Origin of the sequence: Methylobacterium oryzihabitans, from assembly GCF_004004555.2 — a bacterium.
Lineage (GTDB): Bacteria > Pseudomonadota > Alphaproteobacteria > Rhizobiales > Beijerinckiaceae > Methylobacterium > Methylobacterium oryzihabitans.
This window is the reverse complement of sequence record NZ_SACP01000001.1, coordinates 386,212-404,064: the sequence shown is the minus strand read 5'-3', so window position 1 is coordinate 404,064 and position 17,853 is coordinate 386,212. Positions and strand designations below refer to the sequence as shown.

General features: G+C 73.7%; 19 protein-coding genes. 8 read left to right on the top strand and 11 right to left on the bottom strand.

Features of this window, described 5'->3' with window-relative positions; all coding sequences use genetic code 11:
* Positions 1–67: 67 nt before the first annotated feature.
* Entirely contained in the window at positions 68–1,228 is a 1,161-nt protein-coding gene (locus tag EOE48_RS01865; protein ID WP_127727061.1) for a hypothetical protein, read from the top strand.
* Between the two features lie 58 nt (positions 1,229–1,286).
* On the opposite strand, the gene EOE48_RS01860 is transcribed toward EOE48_RS01865, so the two are convergent.
* Positions 1,287–2,222, bottom strand: a complete 936-nt coding sequence (locus tag EOE48_RS01860) for a calcium-binding protein (RefSeq protein ID WP_127727060.1) — start codon at positions 2,220–2,222, stop codon at positions 1,287–1,289.
* A gap of 420 nt (positions 2,223–2,642) precedes the next feature.
* Between EOE48_RS01860 and EOE48_RS01855 the strand changes: the two genes are divergently transcribed.
* Positions 2,643–4,088 carry a YcjX family GTP-binding protein gene (locus EOE48_RS01855; protein WP_127727059.1) on the top strand — a complete coding sequence of 482 codons (1,446 nt, stop codon included), beginning with the start codon at positions 2,643–2,645 and terminating at the stop codon, positions 4,086–4,088.
* A gap of 6 nt (positions 4,089–4,094) precedes the next feature.
* On the opposite strand, the gene EOE48_RS01850 is transcribed toward EOE48_RS01855, so the two are convergent.
* Complete coding sequence (locus tag EOE48_RS01850) at positions 4,095–4,289, bottom strand: hypothetical protein (protein ID WP_127727058.1); 195 nt, start codon at positions 4,287–4,289, stop codon at positions 4,095–4,097.
* A gap of 313 nt (positions 4,290–4,602) precedes the next feature.
* Here EOE48_RS01850 and sseA point away from each other — a divergent pair, with 313 nt between their 5' ends.
* On the top strand, positions 4,603–5,448 hold the full coding sequence (gene sseA, locus EOE48_RS01845) for a 3-mercaptopyruvate sulfurtransferase (RefSeq protein ID WP_127727057.1): 846 nt from the start codon (positions 4,603–4,605) through the stop codon (positions 5,446–5,448).
* A gap of 219 nt (positions 5,449–5,667) precedes the next feature.
* Here the strand turns inward: sseA and nusG are convergent, their stop codons facing one another.
* The gene (gene nusG, locus EOE48_RS01840) at positions 5,668–6,192 is read right to left on the bottom strand and encodes a transcription termination/antitermination protein NusG (protein ID WP_246153893.1); all 525 of its coding nucleotides are present in this window, start codon (positions 6,190–6,192) and stop codon (positions 5,668–5,670) included.
* A gap of 70 nt (positions 6,193–6,262) precedes the next feature.
* Positions 6,263–6,445 (bottom strand): hypothetical protein, encoded by a 183-nt coding sequence (locus EOE48_RS01835; protein ID WP_127727055.1) that lies wholly within the window; start codon positions 6,443–6,445, stop codon positions 6,263–6,265.
* Between the two features lie 216 nt (positions 6,446–6,661).
* On the opposite strand from EOE48_RS01835, the gene EOE48_RS01830 reads away from it, so the two are divergent.
* Positions 6,662–7,354 carry a S24 family peptidase gene (locus EOE48_RS01830; protein ID WP_127727054.1) on the top strand — a complete coding sequence of 231 codons (693 nt, stop codon included), beginning with the start codon at positions 6,662–6,664 and terminating at the stop codon, positions 7,352–7,354.
* Positions 7,355–7,607: 253 nt separating this feature from the next.
* On the top strand, positions 7,608–7,865 hold the full coding sequence (locus tag EOE48_RS01825) for a hypothetical protein (protein WP_127727053.1): 258 nt from the start codon (positions 7,608–7,610) through the stop codon (positions 7,863–7,865).
* 21 nt (positions 7,866–7,886) lie between these two features.
* Here the strand turns inward: EOE48_RS01825 and EOE48_RS01820 are convergent, their stop codons facing one another.
* Positions 7,887–8,792: a beta-keto acid cleavage family enzyme gene (locus EOE48_RS01820; RefSeq protein WP_127727052.1), complete on the bottom strand. Its 906-nt coding sequence runs from the start codon at positions 8,790–8,792 to the stop codon at positions 7,887–7,889.
* Entirely contained in the window at positions 8,792–9,469 is a 678-nt protein-coding gene (locus EOE48_RS01815; protein WP_127727051.1) for an RraA family protein, read from the bottom strand. Before EOE48_RS01815 ends, EOE48_RS01820 begins: the two co-directional genes overlap by 1 nt.
* 139 nt (positions 9,470–9,608) lie before the next feature.
* Here EOE48_RS01815 and EOE48_RS01810 point away from each other — a divergent pair, with 139 nt between their 5' ends.
* Positions 9,609–10,421: a 2-keto-4-pentenoate hydratase gene (locus EOE48_RS01810; RefSeq protein ID WP_127727050.1), complete on the top strand. Its 813-nt coding sequence runs from the start codon at positions 9,609–9,611 to the stop codon at positions 10,419–10,421.
* A gap of 18 nt (positions 10,422–10,439) precedes the next feature.
* Here the strand turns inward: EOE48_RS01810 and EOE48_RS01805 are convergent, their stop codons facing one another.
* From EOE48_RS01805 to EOE48_RS01795, 3 genes are all read right to left on the bottom strand, one after another.
* On the bottom strand, positions 10,440–12,788 hold the full coding sequence (locus tag EOE48_RS01805) for a methyl-accepting chemotaxis protein (RefSeq protein ID WP_127727049.1): 2,349 nt from the start codon (positions 12,786–12,788) through the stop codon (positions 10,440–10,442).
* Positions 12,789–12,932: 144 nt separating this feature from the next.
* On the bottom strand, positions 12,933–13,859 hold the full coding sequence (locus EOE48_RS01800; protein WP_127727048.1) for a hydroxymethylglutaryl-CoA lyase: 927 nt from the start codon (positions 13,857–13,859) through the stop codon (positions 12,933–12,935).
* Complete coding sequence (locus tag EOE48_RS01795; RefSeq protein WP_127727047.1) at positions 13,856–15,085, bottom strand: CaiB/BaiF CoA transferase family protein; 1,230 nt, start codon at positions 15,083–15,085, stop codon at positions 13,856–13,858. The genes EOE48_RS01800 and EOE48_RS01795 overlap by 4 nt, the downstream gene beginning before the upstream one ends.
* A gap of 319 nt (positions 15,086–15,404) precedes the next feature.
* Between EOE48_RS01795 and EOE48_RS01790 the strand changes: the two genes are divergently transcribed.
* Positions 15,405–15,785 carry a response regulator gene (locus tag EOE48_RS01790; protein ID WP_127727046.1) on the top strand — a complete coding sequence of 127 codons (381 nt, stop codon included), beginning with the start codon at positions 15,405–15,407 and terminating at the stop codon, positions 15,783–15,785.
* Here the strand turns inward: EOE48_RS01790 and EOE48_RS01785 are convergent.
* Entirely contained in the window at positions 15,757–15,960 is a 204-nt protein-coding gene (locus EOE48_RS01785; protein ID WP_246153892.1) for a hypothetical protein, read from the bottom strand. The two genes, EOE48_RS01790 and EOE48_RS01785, sit on opposite strands and share 29 nt — an antisense overlap.
* A gap of 129 nt (positions 15,961–16,089) precedes the next feature.
* On the bottom strand, positions 16,090–16,305 hold the full coding sequence (locus EOE48_RS01780; RefSeq protein ID WP_127727044.1) for a hypothetical protein: 216 nt from the start codon (positions 16,303–16,305) through the stop codon (positions 16,090–16,092).
* Positions 16,306–16,489: 184 nt separating this feature from the next.
* On the opposite strand from EOE48_RS01780, the gene EOE48_RS01775 reads away from it, so the two are divergent.
* The gene (locus EOE48_RS01775; RefSeq protein ID WP_127727043.1) at positions 16,490–17,644 is read left to right on the top strand and encodes a hypothetical protein; all 1,155 of its coding nucleotides are present in this window, start codon (positions 16,490–16,492) and stop codon (positions 17,642–17,644) included.
* The last annotated feature ends 209 nt before the right edge of the window (positions 17,645–17,853 follow it).

Sequence of the window (17,853 nt, the reverse complement as noted above, 5' to 3'; positions counted from 1 at the left end):
CGGCTCCGGCCCGTTACCCCGTCGTCGCGCGGCTCCGGCGCGGCGCCCATCGAGGCCGCCTTCCCCCGTGCTGCTCACCGCCCTGCTCGCCCTCGCGACCGCCGCCGCTCCGGCGGGAGACGGAGCCGCGCGGCTCGCTCGCGACGGCGCCGCCTCGCTCGGGCGCGGCGCGGCGCAGGCGGTGGCGTGGAGCGACCCGGCCCCGGGGCCGGCGCGGTACGAGGGGGGGCCGCGGGCGGTGACGAACTGGCGCGACGAGACCGCCCGCCACCTCCACCCGGTCGCCCTGGCCTGGACCGCCTGGGCGGCGCCGGCCGATCCCGCCTTCGTCGCCCGCTGCGTCCGGCTCAACAACTACTGGTGCATCAAGCGCGCCGGCTGGAACGGCGAGATCGGCGGCGACGCCGAGGGCCATACCGGCTTCGCCTCGGCCGAGCAGGGGGCCGACGCCGCGGTCCTGCTGCTGCGGCGCTACAGCCTCGATTACGGCCGGCGCTCGGCCCTCGCCATCGTCCGGCGCTGGGCCCCGGCGGAATGCACGGGCGGGCCGGCCCCGTTGCGCGTCGCCGGCCCCGCCGCGGCGAGCCCGGCCCTCGCTGCGCTGGCGCCGAGGGGCATCGGCCGCACCGTGCGGGCCCGTTACCTCGCCGGGCACCGCCGTGGCGGCGCCCCGCGACGGGTCGCTGCGGCCCGGCCGTCGTCCCCCCCGGGTCCGGCGCTGCGGGTCCAGCCGTGGTCGCCGCTGGCGCGGATGGCCGGGCGCCCGAACCGCCCGGCGGCACGCGTGCCGGTCCGCCCGGCCCCGGTTGCGGTCATCGCCGCCGGCATCGGCGGCGCGGCGACCGCCCGCGCGGTCGATCCCGGCCGGGTGCTCGACGGTGCCCGCCTCGCCGCCGAGGCGGCGGCGCTGCCGTCGCTCGCCTCCCTCTCCTCCGTCGAGGGCCTGCCGCCGGCCCTGCGTCCGCCGCCGCCCCTGTGCGGGTCCGACGAGACCCGGATCCGGAACTACGCCGGGCGGATCGCCGCCAGCGTCGGGCTCAAGCCCGACGACGACCTCGGCCTGTTCGAGGCCGACGGGCGGGCGACGGCGCGACTCGCGCCGGTGCTGCTGGCCATGTCGGCGGTCGAACTCGGCACCCTGCGGGCCGCTCCGGCGCTGGTCGCCGGCGCGGTGGCGCGGGCCGAGGCCGGGCGCGCGCCCGCGGCGTCGCTCGCGCCCGGGGATTGAACAGAGGGAGGCCAGGGCGGTCGTCGCCCGGACGGACAGGGCGGTCGGGTGCTGCTGCCTAAAGGGAGAAGTCGCCGGCCAGAAGCACCCCGCCGGTGGCGACGGCGAGCTGGAAGTCGGCCATGCCGTCGCCGGTCACGTCGCCTTCGACGATGTAGCCTGCCGTGGTGTAGACGATGGGCTCGGTGGGCCAGAACCAGTCCGGATTCGGATCGACCACCTCGAGCGTCTCGGCGACGATCCTCAACTCGCCGGCCCGGCCGGTGAACGCCGCCGTGCCGAGGAAGCGGAAGGCGTCGTCCGCCGCCGTCGAGGAATCCGCGTCGATGCGATGGAGGTCGATCCGATCGCGCTCCGAAGCTGGCGTGCCGGACGCGAGGCCTGTGAAGTCGGTGATGATGTCGCGATCCCCGACCAGAGATTCCGTCACGGTATAGTAGGCGAACTTGTCGGCTCCCTCCTCTCCGGCGAGGAAATCGGCACCCGTGCCGCCGCGGATCCAGTCGTTGCCGGTCCCACCCCGGATCAGGTCCGCGCCGTCGGCGCCGGAAAACGCATCGGCACCACCCCCGGCCGCTATGTAGTTCTCGGATGAATTGCCGTTGATGATGTTGTCGAGATCGTTGCCGTAACCCCACCTTGCGCCGCCGGCCAGCGACAGATTCTCGATGTTGCCTCCGAGGGAATAATAGAGAGAAAAACTGAGGACACTATCGACTCCTTCGTCATCGAGTTCGTATATATAGTCTTGATTCTCTCTGACAAAATAAAGATCGTCGCCGCGTCCACCCTCAAGATAGTCATTTAGAGTGAATCCTCCATAATCTGCGCCACGCCCATCGAGGCGATCGTTGCCGTCACCACCATAGAGCGAGTCGACTCCGCCGGTACCGTACAACCGGTCATTACCTCCCAATCCGTAAACGACATTCGGATCATCTGCGCTGTTGCCGACCAGGACATCATCCTGTGGCGTGCCCTGCTGGACGGCCATCGCATTTGCACCCGTCAGTTGAATCTATCTCCACCGTCGAGGTTGAAGCTTCATGAAAGGAATATCAAGCATCTCTGGCGATTATTTCGCGGCGGAATCTTGCGTTCGTGGCGCGACATCCGTCCGGTGGTCTTGTCGGCGCTCCTGACGACCGCACCCTGCGACGCGGGTGATCGACGTTCGAACGGGCGGCGCTCGGCCCCGACGCCGGCAGTCACTGACCCTGGAGAGCACCGTCGCCATACCTCCCGCTCCGCGTCCAAGCGGACGGCGGTCCTTCGCATCACGGATCGGACGCGACCGTCCGGGCGGCTGTGATCCGATCGCTGGCGCAATTCACCGGCGAAGCGCGACCGCGACCCTTGTCCCGGCGGCTCCGGTGCGCCACCTCGGGCCGATGCCGAAGCGAGACGTGAGCACGTGCCGCCCCTGACCCATTTCGCCGGGCGTGCCGGCTCCCTCGCCAAGGCGCTGGCCGAGGCTTCGACCGACCTCCTGGTCCAGCCGACGGTGCGGGTCGGGGTCACCGGCCTCGCCCGCTCGGGCAAGACCGTGTTCACCACCGCCCTCGTCAGCCAGCTCACCGGGCTCCACCCGCTGCCGGCCTTCCGGGTGTCGCAGGAAGGCCGGCTGCGGCGCGCCCGCCTCGTGCCGCAGCCCGACGACGCGGTGCCGCGCTTTCCCTACGAGGACCATGTCGCGGCGCTGACGGCGGAGCGGCGCTGGCCGCGCTCGACCGACCGCATCAGCCAGCTGCGCCTCGCGGTCGATTACGAGCGCGGCGCCGGCTGGCGCAGCGGCCCGGCGAGCCTGATGATCGACATCGTCGACTATCCCGGCGAGTGGCTGCTCGACCTCGCGCTGATCGAGCAGACCTACGAGGGCTGGTCGCGGGAGACGATCGCGGCGGCGCAGCGCCCCGGCCGCGCGGCGATTGCGGCGCCCTGGCTCGAGGCGCTGCGCCGCCTCGACCCGGCCCAGCCCCTCGACGAGCCCGCCGCCGAGCGGGCGAGCGACGCGTTCAAGACCTACCTCGCCGCCCTGCGGGCCGGGCCCGAGGCGGTGGCGACGACCCCGCCGGGCCGGTTCCTGATGCCGGGCGACCTCGCCGGCTCGCCGGCGCTGACCTTCGCACCCCTGGTCCTTGCCGGTCCGGTGAGCCCGGACAGCCTCGGCGGGCTGATGGAGCGCCGCTTCGAGGCCTACAAGAGCCGGGTGGTGGTGCCGTTCTTCCGCGAGCATTTCCAGCGCATCGACCGCCAGATCGTCCTCGTCGACGTGCTCGCCGCGGTCGATGCGGGCGCGACCGCCCTGGCCGAGCTGGAGGAGGCCCTCGACCGGGTGCTGATGAGCCTGCGCATCGGCCGCAACACGGTGCTGTCGCGGCTGTTCGCGCCCCGGGCCGACCGGATCCTGTTCGCCGCCACCAAGGCCGACCATCTCCACCACGCCAGCCACGACCGGCTCGACGCCCTGCTGCGCCTCCTCGTGTCCCGCTCGCTGCGCCGCACGGAGGCCGCCGGCGCCCGGGTTGGCACGGTGGCGCTGGCCTCGGTGCGGGCGACCCGCGAGACGCTGGTGCACGAGGGCGGGCACACGCTCCAGGCGGTCGCCGGCACGCCGGAGGCGGGGGAGGCGATCGACGGCGAGGTGTTCGACGGCGAGGCGGAGGCGGCGATCTTTCCCGGCGCCCTGCCGGAGCGGCCGGAGGCGGTGCTCGACGGTGCGGTGGAGCCCGGCTCGCTGCGCTTTCCGCGGTTCAGGCCGCCGCGGATCGCGCCCGACGCCCTCGGGCGGCCCGGCCGCCTGCCGCAGATCCGGCTCGACCGCGCCCTGCAGTTCCTGATCGGCGACCGCCTCGCCTGAGCCGCGTCACGCCCAGGCGCGCGCGCCAGCGGTCCGGGCCGCCTGCCGCGGCACCAGCCGATGCACGGTGGCCGAGCGGATCCGGGGCTGGGCGCGGGCGGTGAGATCGGCGCACCAGATCGCCGAGGCCCAGTAGCCGGCGGAGAGGACCTCGATCCGGGTCGGGCGGAGAGGCGATTCGAAGCGGGCCGTCGCGTTCATCAGCATCTCCTCCCGTTCCGGCCGCCCCCGCCGGCCGGATGTTCCGCCGAACCGCGGGCGGGCCAGGCAGCCCTCGGAGTCCACTGCCTGGCCCGGCGACCGCGCCCGTCCGTGCAAGGGAGAGTGAACACGGCGGAAGCAGTGCTCTCACCCAAGCATCGATCGTGCCAAGATGCCGCCGCGATCCGCCGATCCGAACGGTGCTCCGGCCCCGTGCCCGATTCGCCTCGGACTTTAGCATGATCCCGTGACAGAGCCCCCCTTCTTGATTACGGCTCGGGCGGGCTGGGAAACGCCGACAGGAGGAGAAACGATGGCGACGGGACCGATCGTCACCACGGAGTGGCTGGCGCAGCGCCTCGACGCACCGGACGTCGTCGTCGTCGACGGCTCCTGGTACCTGCCGGCGATGAACCGCGACGCCGAGGCGGAGTTCCGGGACGCCCACATCCCGGGCGCCGTCCGGGTCGACATCGACCTCGTCCGTGACACCGCCAGCCCGCTGCCTCACATGCTGCCGCGGCCGGAGGCATTCGCCTCGATGATGCGCAATCTCGGCATCGGCGACGGCATGACGATCGTGGTCTACGACGGTGCCGGGCTGTTCTCCGCCCCGCGGGTGCGCTGGATGTTCCGGGTGTTCGGCGCCCGCGACGTGGCGGTGCTGGAGGGCGGCTTCCCGGCCTGGCAGGCGGAGGGACGGCCGGTGGAGTCCGGGGAACCGCGGCCACGCGACCGGCGCCACTTCACCGCCCGCCTCGACAACTCGATGGTCGCCGACGCCAGCGACGTCGCCCGGGCGCTCGCCGGGGCGGCACAGGTGGTCGATGCCCGTTCGGCCGCCCGCTTCGCCGGCGAGGAGCCGGAACCACGTGCGGGCGTCCGCCCGGGCCACATGCCGGGCGCCCTCAACCTGCATTACGGCGCGCTTCAGGAGGGCGGGCGGCTCAAGGACGAGGCCGGGCTGCGGCAGGCGATGGCGGCGGCCGGGATCGACCTCGACCGGCCGGTCGTCACCACCTGCGGCTCGGGCGTCACCGCGGCGATCCTCGGCCTTGCCTTTGAGCGGCTCGGTCGCCCGATCAAGGGCCTCTACGACGGCTCCTGGGCGGAATGGGGTGCGCGCCACGACCTGCCGGTCGCGACCGGGCGCGGCTGAGGCTCATACGAAATCCGATAGATCGCTTCGCGATGCGGATTTCGGCTTCGCTCAAGCGCCGCGCGGGCTAGTGATACGATTTTCGATTATCGCTTCTGGCGATCCCTGCGGGATCGCATTCGCGATGCGAAAATCGGCTTCGCTCAGGTGTGTGGAGCCTTCGGCTCCACCGCGCGGGCTGGTGACACGGTTTTCGGAACTGATCGTCCGAAAACCGTGTCACTCCGGCTCGATCTGGTCCTCGTCGAGCAGCACCGGCGTCGCACGTCCGAACATCTCGACCGCGACGCGGTAGCGGCGGCGGGCGGGATCGACCGCCTCGACGATGCCGGTCCGCTCGGCGAGGGGGCCCTCGGCGACCCGCACCGTCTCGCCGAGGGCGAAGAGGACCGCCGAGACCGCCTCCTCGCCGTCCTCGTCGCCATGGCCGGTCACGGCGTCGGCGAAGAGCTGCAGCGCAGCCGGGGGAATCACCACCGCGCGGCCGTCGCGGTACAGGATCCGCTCGATGCCCGGATGACGCTCGGCACGGGCGAGGTCGCCGTCGTCGCGCAGGCCGAGGAAGACCAGTCCGCGCAGGACCGGCACCGCCACCCGGACCCTGCGGCCCTGCACGGTGCGGTCGACCTCCTCGCGGGCGTCGAAGACCGCGATTCCGTCCTGCGCCATCGCTCCGGCGACCTGGGACGCCCAGCGCGGGCGCAGGCGCGCCACGATCCAGACCCGGTCGAGGGCGATCGTCACCCTGTGCCGCGGCACCCGGCGGCGGCGGGGCCGCCCGCGCGCCTGGGCGGGCAGACCGGACGCGAGCGCCTCACGGCGGCGGCGGGGGATCCGGCGGGGTTTTCGGGGGTCCGCTCTCATCAGGGGGTCCCCCGGTTTCCGAGGTTCCGCGCGCCGCGAGGTCCTGCGTCATGCGGGTGATGCGGTTGCGCACGATCAGGAACAGCACGATGCCGGCCGCCAGGGTCCAGAGCACGATCAGGAGGGCCTTCATGCGAGCCTTGTAGCCGGGTGGGTCCGGCCGGAGAACGGTCCGGGCGGATGCATGCGGGGACAGACGACACCGTCACGGCTCCTCGCTGGAACAACATTACTCTGGGGTATTCGTTCGCCCAATGGGGAGCCGGGATGCTCACCCTCTTGCTTGCTACCGCAACCGCTTCCGGATATCAACACACTGTGTAATGAATCTGGGGATTGGGGGCGAGCGATGTCGGACCGGCGGCTGCGGGTCGAGCAGGGTGAGCGGCTGCGTCTGTCCCGCCTCGCGGCGGGCTACCGGTCGGCGCGGGACGCGGCGCTCCAGAACGCATGGCCGGAAAGCACCTACCGGGCGCACGAGACCGGCATCCGCACCATCGGGCAGGACGACGCCGAGCGTTACGCGGCGCAGTTCCGCCGCTGCGGGGTCGCCGTCACCGCCAAGGGATTGCTGTTCGGCGACGACGATGCCGAACCGCCGTCGCCGGACGGCCGGCAGGTGGTGGCCGTGAAGGGCGTCGTCAGCGCCGGAGGGCTGATCGCCACCGGCAGCGAGCAGGAGGGCGGCGACCTCGTCCGCATCGCCATTCCGTTCCCGGTGGCGCACGGCACGGTGGCTTTCCGGGTCGCCGGGTCGTCCATGTACCCGAAATACGAGCCCGACGACGTCGTGCTGTGCTCCGCCATCGGGGAGGGGCCCGAGACCCTGATCGGGCGCTACGCCGCCGTCACCACCGCGGAGGGCGACCGCTTCCTCAAGAAGGTCCTGCGCGGCTCGCGCCGCGGCACCTACCACCTCGAGAGCCACAATGCGCCGCTGATGCCCGATTGCCGCCTGATCTGGGCCGCCGGGATCATCAGCACGGTCCACGCGCAGCACTGGCGGCGGCTCGCGATCCAGGGCGGCACGGGCGTGTTCTGACGATCCGGGATCATTACAAGGAGTAATGATGCTGCAGCGGAGACGGATCGTTCATCCGATCCGTGGGTGCCGCGAGCGCCGACCCGGTCGTCGTGTAGCATGATCGGCGAGGATCTGTTCCGGCGTTTTCGGGAAAGATGTTTTCCAGTTCATCCAGAGCAAGGATCAATCGATTCATGTTTTCTCTGCGACAGGAGGCTGGTACGCAACGGTGAGCCGTGTCCGGTCTCGTAGAGGCGCGGGAAGGCGGGAAATGCGGAACGAGGAGAGGCCGAGCGCCCGAAGCGCCGTCGAACTGCTCGACAGCCTTGAAGCGCTCGGCCGGACGGTGGCCGCGCTCAACGCCGCCGGGCAGCAGGTCCGCGTCGCGGTGGTCCCGGACGGGCTGTGGGTGGAGGGCCTCGATTCCGCGCGCGGGAGCTACGGCCGCCTGATCCCGACCCGCGACGTCGCCCGCCTGCCGGCCTACGCCCTGACGAAGGAGGTCGAGGCGATCGTGTCGGGGCGGTGACCCGCGATCCGGGCGACCGTCTCAGGTGCGGGGCTGGCTGCCGTCGGCCCGGGCCTCCCGATCGACGAGGGCGCGGCGCACCTGCGCCGCGGTCGCGACGCTGCCGCCGGCCCGCTCGATCTCCCGCGCCGCTTGCGCCACCAGGGCGGGATTGCCCTCGGCGCAGCCCCACGGCGCGTCCTCGAGGCCGACGCGGACGTGGCCGCCCCGGCGCACCGCCTCCGGAATGAGCGGCCGGATGTCGACGCCGAGGCCGGCCACCATCCAGGGCGCCTCCGGTGCCACCTCGGCGAGCAGCGCGAGGTGGGCATCGAGGTAGCGCGCCCGGGGCGGGAAGCCCCAGGCGAACTCGTCGGAGAACATGAAGCGGTAGATCGGCGTCGGCGGACGCGGCTCCAGGGCGGCGAGGGCGGCCCCCAGGCGGGTGAAGCCCGGTTCGTAGATCGCATAGCCCGGATGCACCCGGTGGGCGCGGGCGATGCGCAGGCCCTCGCGGATGTCGGCCATCGGGTTCTGGTAGATGAAGCCGCTGTCCGGGGCCGCCAGCTCGTCGAAGCGCGCGAAGGTCGTCGAGCCGGGGTCGAGCACCGCCCACTCGATCAGGCCGCGCTCGGCGAGCGCCGCCGTGTGGGCGAAGCGCTGCGCCGCGTTGGCAGCGGCGTAGTCCGAGCCGGCGAGCGGGATCGTCGGATAGACGATCGCATCGACGCGGGCGCGGATGCCCTCGATGATCCGGGCATAGGTTTCCCAGGCGTCGCGCTGGCGGCCGGTCGCGGGATCGTAGGCGTGGACGTGGACGATCGCGGCGCCGGCCTGCGCCGCCGCGATGCCGTCGGCCACGATCTCGTCCACCGACAGCGGGATGCCCGGCTGGCGCTCGCGGCCCCACGGGCCGTTGAGGGCGGCCTCGATCCAGGTCGCACCCATCACGCCGGGTCCCGCTCGGCCGGCGGCACCGCGAACACGTCGAGCGTGGACTCTCCGGCGGCAAGGCGGCGCTCCCAGCCGATCTCGGCCTCCAGCATCGCGCTCGCGCGGTCGATCAGCCCGGCCGCCTCCTCGACCGGAATCACCACCAGCCCGTCGTCGTCGCCGAGGATCAGGTCGCCCGGGCGCACCCGGGCGCCGCCGACCGTGATCGCCTCGCCGACGGTCCCGGCCGCCTTCGAGGACGGGCCGCGCGGGGTCACCGAGCGGGTGAAGACCGGAAAGTCGTCCCAGGCCGCGAGGCTGCCGACGTCGCGCACCGCGCCGTCGACGACGAGCCCGGCGACGCCGCGCCGGCGCGCCGCGCCGGACAGGAGCTCGCCGATCATCGCCGCGTCGCCGCGCCCGCCGGCGTCGATCACCACCACGTCGCCGGCCTGCGCCACCGCGATGGCGTGGTGGACCGCGCCGTAGTCGCGCGGCTCGCAGCGCGCCGTCACCGCCGGACCGGCGAGGTTGCGCGCACCGGCGAAGCGCCGCAGCGGGCGGATCGCCGGGTCGATCAGGGTGCGGCCCTCGAGCAGGTCGGTGGCGATCGAGGTCGGGATCCGGGCCCAGCGGTCGATCAGGTCCGGCGCCGGGCGCGCCGCCCCCGGCGCGAGGATGCGGGTCGGCATGGGGGTCTCCTCCGGGTCTCGCGCCGGTTCGGCCCGGCGGCGCCCTTGCGGGCGTTGCCCGTCACTATAGGGTGCCGGTCCGCGGGCGCACAGACCCGCGCCGGAGCCGGCGGAACGGCCCGCACGAGGGGAGGGGACCATGCCATCCGTTGCGCCGCAGCCGACGGCCGACCAGCGCGAGGCCTCGGAACTGCTGTGGCGGCACTGGCAGGAGCAGCGCCGCCTGACCGGCCTGCCGGAACGCCTTCGGCCGCGCAGCCGGAGGGAGGGGTACGCGATCCAGGCGCTCGTGGAGGAGCGCGATGCCGCGCCGCTGTTCGGCTGGAAGATCGCCGCGACGAGCCCGGCCGGGCAGGCGCATATCGGGGTCGACGGGCCGCTGGCCGGCCGGATCCTCGCCTCGCGGGTGGTGGCGGCGGGCGGCACGGTGCAGTTCGGGCGCAACCACATGCGGGTGGCCGAGGTCGAGGTCGCGTTCCGGCTCGGCCGCACCCTGCCGCCGCGCCCCGAATCCTACGGCGTCGAGGAGGTTCTCGACGCGGTCGGGAGCGTCCATCCGGCGATCGAGGTGCCGGATTCGCGCTACGACGACTTCGTCACCGCCGGGGCGCCCCAGCTCATCGCCGACAATGCCTGCGCGCACTGGTTCGTGCTCGGGGCCGCGACGACGGCGCCGTGGCGCACCCTCGACCTCGCCGCTCTGGAGACCCGCGGCACCGTCTCGGGCCGCGAACCGGTTCCGGGTCGCGGCGGCAACGTGCTCGGCGACCCGCGGGCGGCCCTGGTCTGGCTCGTCAACGAGGTGCGCGGGCTCGGCCTGCCGCTGCGGGCCGGAGAGGTCGTCACCACCGGCACCACCACGGTGCCGCTGGCGATCGCACCCGGCGACGCCGTGACGGCCGATCTCGGACCGCTCGGCACGGTGACGATGCGGCTCGGCCCGGAGGAGTGAATCCCGGTCCCGTCCGGATCACGCCGCCTTCACGCCGGTGAGGAAGTCCGCGACCTCCCGCTCCAGCTCGCCCGCGCAGCGCCCGAGCTGGTGGGCGGCGTCGAGCACCTCGGCGGCGGCCCGGCCGGTGCTGCCGGCCTCGCGCCGCACCTCGCCGATGCCGTTCGACACCGCCTGGGTTCCCGCTGCGGCCTGATTGACGTTGCGGGCGATCTCCTGCGTCGCGGCCCCCTGCTGCTCGACGGCGGTGGCGATGCCCTCGGCGATGCCCGACATCTGCTCGATGACCGACGAGATCTCGCGCAGGGCCTCGGCGACGCCGGTCGTGGTGGCCTGGATCTCCCCGATCTGACCGGAGATCTCATCCGTCGCCTTGGCGGTCTGGGCCGCCAGCCCCTTGACCTCGGCGGCGACGACCGCGAAGCCGCGGCCCGCCTCGCCGGCCCGGGCCGCCTCGATGGTGGCGTTGAGCGCCAGGAGGTTGGTCTGACCGGCGATCGACTGGATCATCGCCACGATGTCGCCGATCTGCTCGGCGGCGCTGACCAGCCGCAGCACGGTGGCGTCGGCCTCCTGCGCCTTGGTCACGGCGCTGCGGGCGATCCCCGAGGATTCGGCCACCTGGGTCGCGATGCCGCCGATCGACACCGACAGCTCCTCGCTCGCCGCCGCCACCATCTGCACGTTGGCGAGGGTCTGCTCCGCCGCGCCGGCGGCCTCGACGGAACGGCCGTTGGTCTGGTCGGCGGCCGCCGTCATCGTCCGGGCCGTGGTCTCCATCCCGGACGAGGAGCGCCCGAGCTGCTCGGTCAGGGCCACGACCTTGGCCTCGAAGCCGTGGGTGAGCGCGTCCATCCGCGCGGCGCGCTCCGCCTTGAGGGCGGCCTCGCCGGCCGCCTCGGCATCGGCCGCCGCCTTGGCGACGAGGGCCTCGCGGAACACCTGGACGGTCCGGGCCATCGCGCCGATCTCGTCGCGCCGGGTCAGCGCCGGCACCGAGGCGGCGAGGTCGCCCCCGGCGAGCGCCCGCATCGCGTCGGAGAGCCGCCCGACCGGCCGGGCGATGCCGCGGCCGATCGCGACGGCGAGGCCGAGGCCGATGGCGCAGGCCAGGATCACGCCGGCCAGCAGCAGCAGGGTCGCCGAGCGACGCTCGGCGTCGAGCCGGTCCAGCTCCTGCTCGCCGATCGCCCGGGCGGCGGCGACGAGCTCGCCTGCCCGCCGGTCGAGGCTCGCCAGGATCGTCGCCTGCTCGGCATTGGCCCTGACGATCTCCGGGATGCTGTCCTTGAACACCCGCACCTTCTCGGTCAGCGCCTTCAGGGTGGCGACGGTCGCCGGGTCGTTCACCCCGTACAGGATCGTCTCGAGGTTCTCGGACAGGCCGTCGGCGGCGGCGTCGAGCCCCTTGCCGCCGGTCTCGTCGCGGCGCAGGACGAGCAGCATCTCCTGACCCTGTGCCTCCTTGGCGGCGGTGACCGCCTGGGCGGCGGCGGTCAGCAGGGTCACGCCGGTCGCGAGCTTGTCCTGCTGCTCCTGGAGCTTCACCTGGGCGTTGGTCTGGGTGTTGTTCTGGCTCTGCTCGGCCTTGCGCAGGCTCGCCGTGAGGGTGCCGAATCGGGCGCTCAGCGCCGCCTGCCGGCCCGCTCCCGCGTCGTCGCCGGGAGGCGCATCCATCAGTTCGCGGTACTCGTCGAGGGCGACGCCGGCTTCCTGGAGCGCTTCCGGCGCGGCCGACATGGCGCCGAGCCGCTTGAGCAGCGTCGCGACCGATCCGGCCTTGGCGTCGAACTGCGCTCGGGTCACGCCGGCCTCGCCGCCCTGGAGCGCGAACTGGAGCGCCCGCATCTCGAGGGCCGAGCGGACCGCGTAGGCGATGACCACGCCGGTGCTGGTGGCGGACTTCTGGTCGGCGAGGGCGCGCTCCAGTTCGCGGCCGGCCTCCCGCAGCCGCTCCTCCTGGCCCTTGCCGACCGCCGCCACCGCCTCCTGGACCTCGGCGATCAGGGCCATGTGCCGGGTCTGCAGGGCCTGCTTGTCGCTCCGCTGCCGGCCGAACGCCTCGACCTCGGCCGCGAAGGCGTCGAGGGAGGCAGCGATCCCGGCGGCCTCGCGAGCGGCGTCCGAGCCGTCGGGCAGGCGGCCGGCGAAACCCGCCAGGGTGGCGCGGACCCGGGCGACGGCGCCCGCCAGCGTCGCGTCGCGCTTGCGGTCGTCGCCCGACAGCGCCTGTTCGGAGGCCAGCGCCATCGCGGCGATGTCGCCGGCGGTGGTCTGCGCCGCGTTGGCGAGGTCGACGCGGCCGGAGAAGCCGCTGAGGCTCCGCCACCCCACGCCCGCCACCGCCACGGTGAGCAGGAGGATCAACCCGAATCCCCCGAAAAGCCGCGCTCCGATCGACATCACTCGCCATCCCGTCCGCATCTTGGACGACAATGTGAGGGCGAGGTTCTAAGGCTTTACTACTTGGCCTAAGTCGAATTGCGGAATTCTGTCCGGGGTTTTCTTCCGTTAGGTCAGTCCGGCGGCCGAACACGACTCGGGATTTGCGCTCAGCGCGTCGCGGACGCGGCCGCCCGGGAGCCCGCCGGGCAGGGCGGCGCCGTCGCGGGCGACCGGGATCAGCGCCGCCAGATCGATGCCGGTGGCGATCCCCATCCGGCCGAACATCCAGGCGAGATCCTCGGTGGCGACGTTGCCGGTGGCGCCCGGCGCGAATGGGCAGCCGCCGAGCCCGGCGAAGGAAGCGTCGAAGATCCGCACCCCGGCCCCGTGGGCGGCGTGCACGTTGGCGAGGCCGAGCCCGTAGGTGTCGTGGGCGTGGAAGGCCCAGGTGCGGGCCTGCGGGAAGCGGGCCCGCGCGGCCCGGAACAGGTCGCCGACCTGCGCGGGGTCGGCCCGGCCGGTGGTGTCGCACAGGCAGATCTCGGCCTCGGGCCGCACCGGCACCAGCCGGTCGAGCAGCGCCAGGGTCCGGTCCGCCGCCACCCGGCCCTCGAACGGGCAGTCGAAGGCGGTGGCGAGATTGAGGCGGATCATCACCGCGGGGGGGATCGCCGCGAGCAGGCGGGCATAGTCCTCGGCCGATTCCGCCGGCGAGCGCCTCACGTTGTTGCGGTTGTGGCTCTCGGTCACCGAGAGCACGAAGCCGAGACGGGGCGCGCCGGCCTCGGCGGCCTCGCGCCCGCGCCGCTCGCTCGGCACCAACACCTGCGGGTCGATGTCCGGGATCTCCTTGCAGGCGGCCAGCAACTCGGGCGTGTCGCGCATCTGCGGCAGGGCCGAGGCGCTGACGAATGAGCCGATCTCGATCCGCCGCAGCCCGGCGCCGACGAGGCGGCGCAGGAAGTCGATCTTCGTCGGCGTCGGGATGAACGGGCCGATGCCCTGCCAACCGTCCCGCGGGCCGACCTCGACGATCTCCACCGTGTCCGTCATCCCACCACTCCCTCGTCGCGCAGGGACCGGATCGCCGCCTCGTCGAGGCCGAGGTCGTCGCGCAGGATCGCGTCGGTGTGCTGTCCGAGCCGCGGGCCGGGCCAGCGCACCGTGCCCGGATCGTCCGGGACGTGGGGCACGATCCCGGCCTGGAGCACCCGGCCGAAGGCCGGATCCTCGACCTCGCGCACCATGCCGCGGGCGCGGAACTGCGGGTCGGCGGCGATCTCGGCCGCGGTGTAGGTGACGGTCGCCGGCACGTCGGCGGCGGCGAGCATCCGGTCGAGGTCGCGGGCGTCGTGGCGCCTCGTCCAGTCGCCGATCTCGCCGTCCAGCGCCTCGACGTTGCGCACCCGGTTGGCGTTGCCGGTGAAGCGGGGGTCGGCGAACAGGTCCGGGCGCCCCATCAGGCTGGTCAGGCGCTCGAAGATCGGGTCGGAATTGCCGCCGATCAGGATCCAGCCGCCGTCGCGGGTCGGGTAGGCCGAGGACGGCGCGGCGGTGGCGATGCGCGAGCCGGTCGGCTGGCGCACGGTGCCGAACACGCCGTATTCCGGCAGCATCCCCTCCATCATCGACAGCACCGATTCGCTCAGCGCCACGTCGAGGGTGCGGCCGCGCCCGTCGCCGCCGGGGCGGTCGCGGGCGAGCAGCGCCGCCACGACGCCGAAGGCGGCGTAGAGCCCGGCGATCGAATCGCCGATCGAGACCCCGACCCGCACCGGCGGCAGGTCGGTCTCGCCGGGAGGATGGTTGGTGAGGTGGCGCAAGCCCCCGATCGCCTCGCCGATCACCCCGAAGGCGGCGCGGTCGCGGTACGCCCCGTCCTGGCCGTAGCCGGAGATGTGCGCCACCACGATCCCGGGGCGAGCCGCCTCGAGGGCCGCGCGGGATAGGCCCATGCGGGCGAGCTGGCCGGGGCGGAAGTTCTCCACCACCGCGTCGCAGGTGCGCACGAGGTCGAGCACCAGCCCGACGGCGCGCTCGCGCTTGAGGTCGACGGTGATGCAGCGCTTGTTGCGGGCGTGCATCGACCACCACGGCGCCCCGGCGCCCTCGACCTGCCGCCCCCATTGCCGCACCGGGTCGCCGCCCGGCGGCTCGATCTTGATGACGTCGGCGCCGAGATCGGCGAGCAGGCGGGTGCAGAACGGAGCCGCCACGAAATGCCCGAGTTCGAGGATGCGCAGCCCCGAGAGGGGGCCGGAAGGGGCGGCGTCGCTCATCGGTGTGCTGTCTCCCTGACCGTCGCTCTTCGACCGGAGCGGCTCCCGGGCCGGGCCGGCGCGCGGCGCGTACCGCCGGTCTTCGCGCGGTCCGGCCGGGAGGACAAGACGAAAAGCACCCGGGCTCCGGCGCTCCGCGGCGCTGGACAAGCCCGGAATCTGCCACATTTCACACCGGGTGCGATCGGGACGGCGGGGCATGGCCCGGCCGGGCGCGCGGGTCCGGGGCGTGACCGGGACCTCGCGGCACTCCGGGCCCGACGGCCGCCCGGCGACGATGGTGCCACGACGACAGGAGCGCAGCGTGGGGGACGAGACCATGACGGATCAAGCCGAGCGGCCCGTCGTCCTGGTGGTCGAGGACGAAGCCTTGACGATCATGGACCTCGCCGACGTGCTGGAGGCCGCCGGCTACCAGGCGCTGCAATCGGCCTCGGCCGAGCGCGCCCTCGGCCTGCTCGAGACCCGCGGCGACATCGTGGCGCTCATCACCGACGTCGAGCTGTCGGGCCGGATCGACGGCTTCGCCCTCGCCCGGTCGGCCGCGCAGTCGCGGCCGGGACTGCCGATCGTCATCGTGTCCGGCCGCGCCAAGGCTGACCCCGACCTCATCCCGGCGGGGGCCCGCTTCGTCGCCCGGCCGTGCGGGGGCGACGACATTCTCGACGTGCTCACGGGTCTGATGGCGAATCGCGGCTGAGCCCGGCCGGATCGACCGGCAGCCACAGCTCGACCGGCGCCTCCGCTGCGTCGAGATCGACGATGACGTTGTGCAGACGGCGCGGCTTGGCGCCCTCCGGGCCGGGAAGGTCGATCGTCTCCCCGATCGCCCGGACCTCGCCCCGCAGCGTCGTCCGTCCGAGCGTCAGGGCCACGGGGGTTCTCGGTCTCGGTGGGGTCATGGCCTCTGGCTCCGGGGCAGTCGTCGATCTGCCCACCCAACGCCGGCCGGCCCGGTCCGGCCCATGCGGCGTTGGGTTAGGGTTACGCATCGGTTCATCCGGTCACCCACCCCGGTCCGCCCGGGCCGCCGGCTTCAGGGCGAGCAGGCGCTGCGCACCGGCCTGGGCCGGGGTTCGCCGCGGGGCGAGGCTGCGTTCCAGGGCGTCGAGCTGGCGGCTCTGCAGGATCAGGGCCTGCTTCAGGGCGGCGATCCGGTCATGCAGGGCCCGGGCGTCGGCGAGCGGATCGGGCGGCGGGAGCGGGGAATCAGCGGTCATGGCCGGCATTCGGGGCGGGCGTGGTTAATCGTTCGTGAATCGCGCCGTCCGGCCGGGCTCACGGCTGCGTGAGGCTCCCGGCGTCGCCGCCCTGCGAAAAATATCGCCGGGCACCGATGCGCCGGTGGCACGGCGGCATCATCTCTCCGTCATGGCACCCGGACCGCCGCTCGCCGGAGGAACCATGACACCCCTCGCGCTGCCGGATCCGGGCCTCGCCGTCGCTCCGGTTCCGACCGTGACGTCCGGCGACTCCGGCCGGCCCGTGCGCGGCCGCTGGCGCGGCGCGGCCGTGCCGCTCCTCGCCGGAACGGCCCTGCTCGCCTCCGCCCCGGTCCTGCTGCCCCGGGCCTGGGAGGCGTGGCACCTGCGGCAGGCCGCCGACGATCCGGCCGCCCTGTCCGACCTGCGCCTCGCCGCCGTGCCGGCGGCGGTCCTGGACCGCGAGATCGACGCCGCGGTGGCGGCCGGCGATTCCGACCTCGCCCGGAGCTTCCTCGCTCTCGCCGAGACCCGCGGCGTCGCGGTGTCGGCCGAACGCCGCGCCGCCGTCGAGGCACTCGACGCGGGTGCCGCCGGCCGTTCGGCGCGGGACCTCGCGCGCGGCTTCGCCACCGGCGAGGCGAAGGGCGCGGCCGGCCTTGCGGGCGCGGTGGCGGGCGACCTCGTCGGCTACGGCGACCTGCGCGACCTGTGGCGGGAGGGCGGGCGCTGGCTGCGCGACGAGCCCTACGACGAGGTGCTGCTCGGCCTGTCCGCGGTCGGCCTCGCGCTCACCGGCGTCACGGTCGCGACCCTCGGCGGCGGGGCGGCGGCGAGCGCGCCGGTCCATGCCGGGGCGACGACCCTGAAGGTGGCGAGCCGCACCGGGCGGCTGTCGCGGCCCCTCGCCGGGCTGCTCGCCCGGACCGGCCGCACCGTCCTCGATCCCGCCGCCGCCAGGGCCGCCTTCGTAGCGGCAGGGCGCCTCGACGTCGCGGCGCTCCGCCGCGGGTTGCAGGGGGCCCTGCGTCCCGCCGCCTTCGCCGAACTGCGCGGTCTCGGGCGCTCGACCGCGGCGCTGCAGGGGCGGCTCGGCACCCGCGGGGCGTTGCAGGCGCTCTCGGTGGCCGAGACGGCCGACGACCTGCGCCGGGCGGCGCGCCTGTCGGAGCGGGCGGGATTGCGGACGCGGGCGATCCTGAAGCTGCTCGGCCGCGGCGCCCTGGTTCTCGGGGCCGGGCTCGCGGCCCTGGTGCAGGGCATCGCGGCGGGGATCGCGTGGTTGGTCGGGCTGGCGCTGCTCTGCCGCCGCCTGGGTCTCGTGCTCGGCCGCCTGATCTGGCGGCGCCGGAGGTGATCCGTCCGAGCGGATCAGCCGAGGAGCGAGGTCAAGGCGTGGCCGAGCATCGCCACGAAGGCGAGGGTGGTGAGGAACTTCAGGTCTTCGAGGCGCTCGCTCATCTCGGTCTCCATCGGGGCTCGGCGCTGCGCACCGGCGATGGAAGAGGGATACGACGACTCGGCAGTCTTCGACGTGCGAAACTGCACCCGGCCCCGACCTTGCCC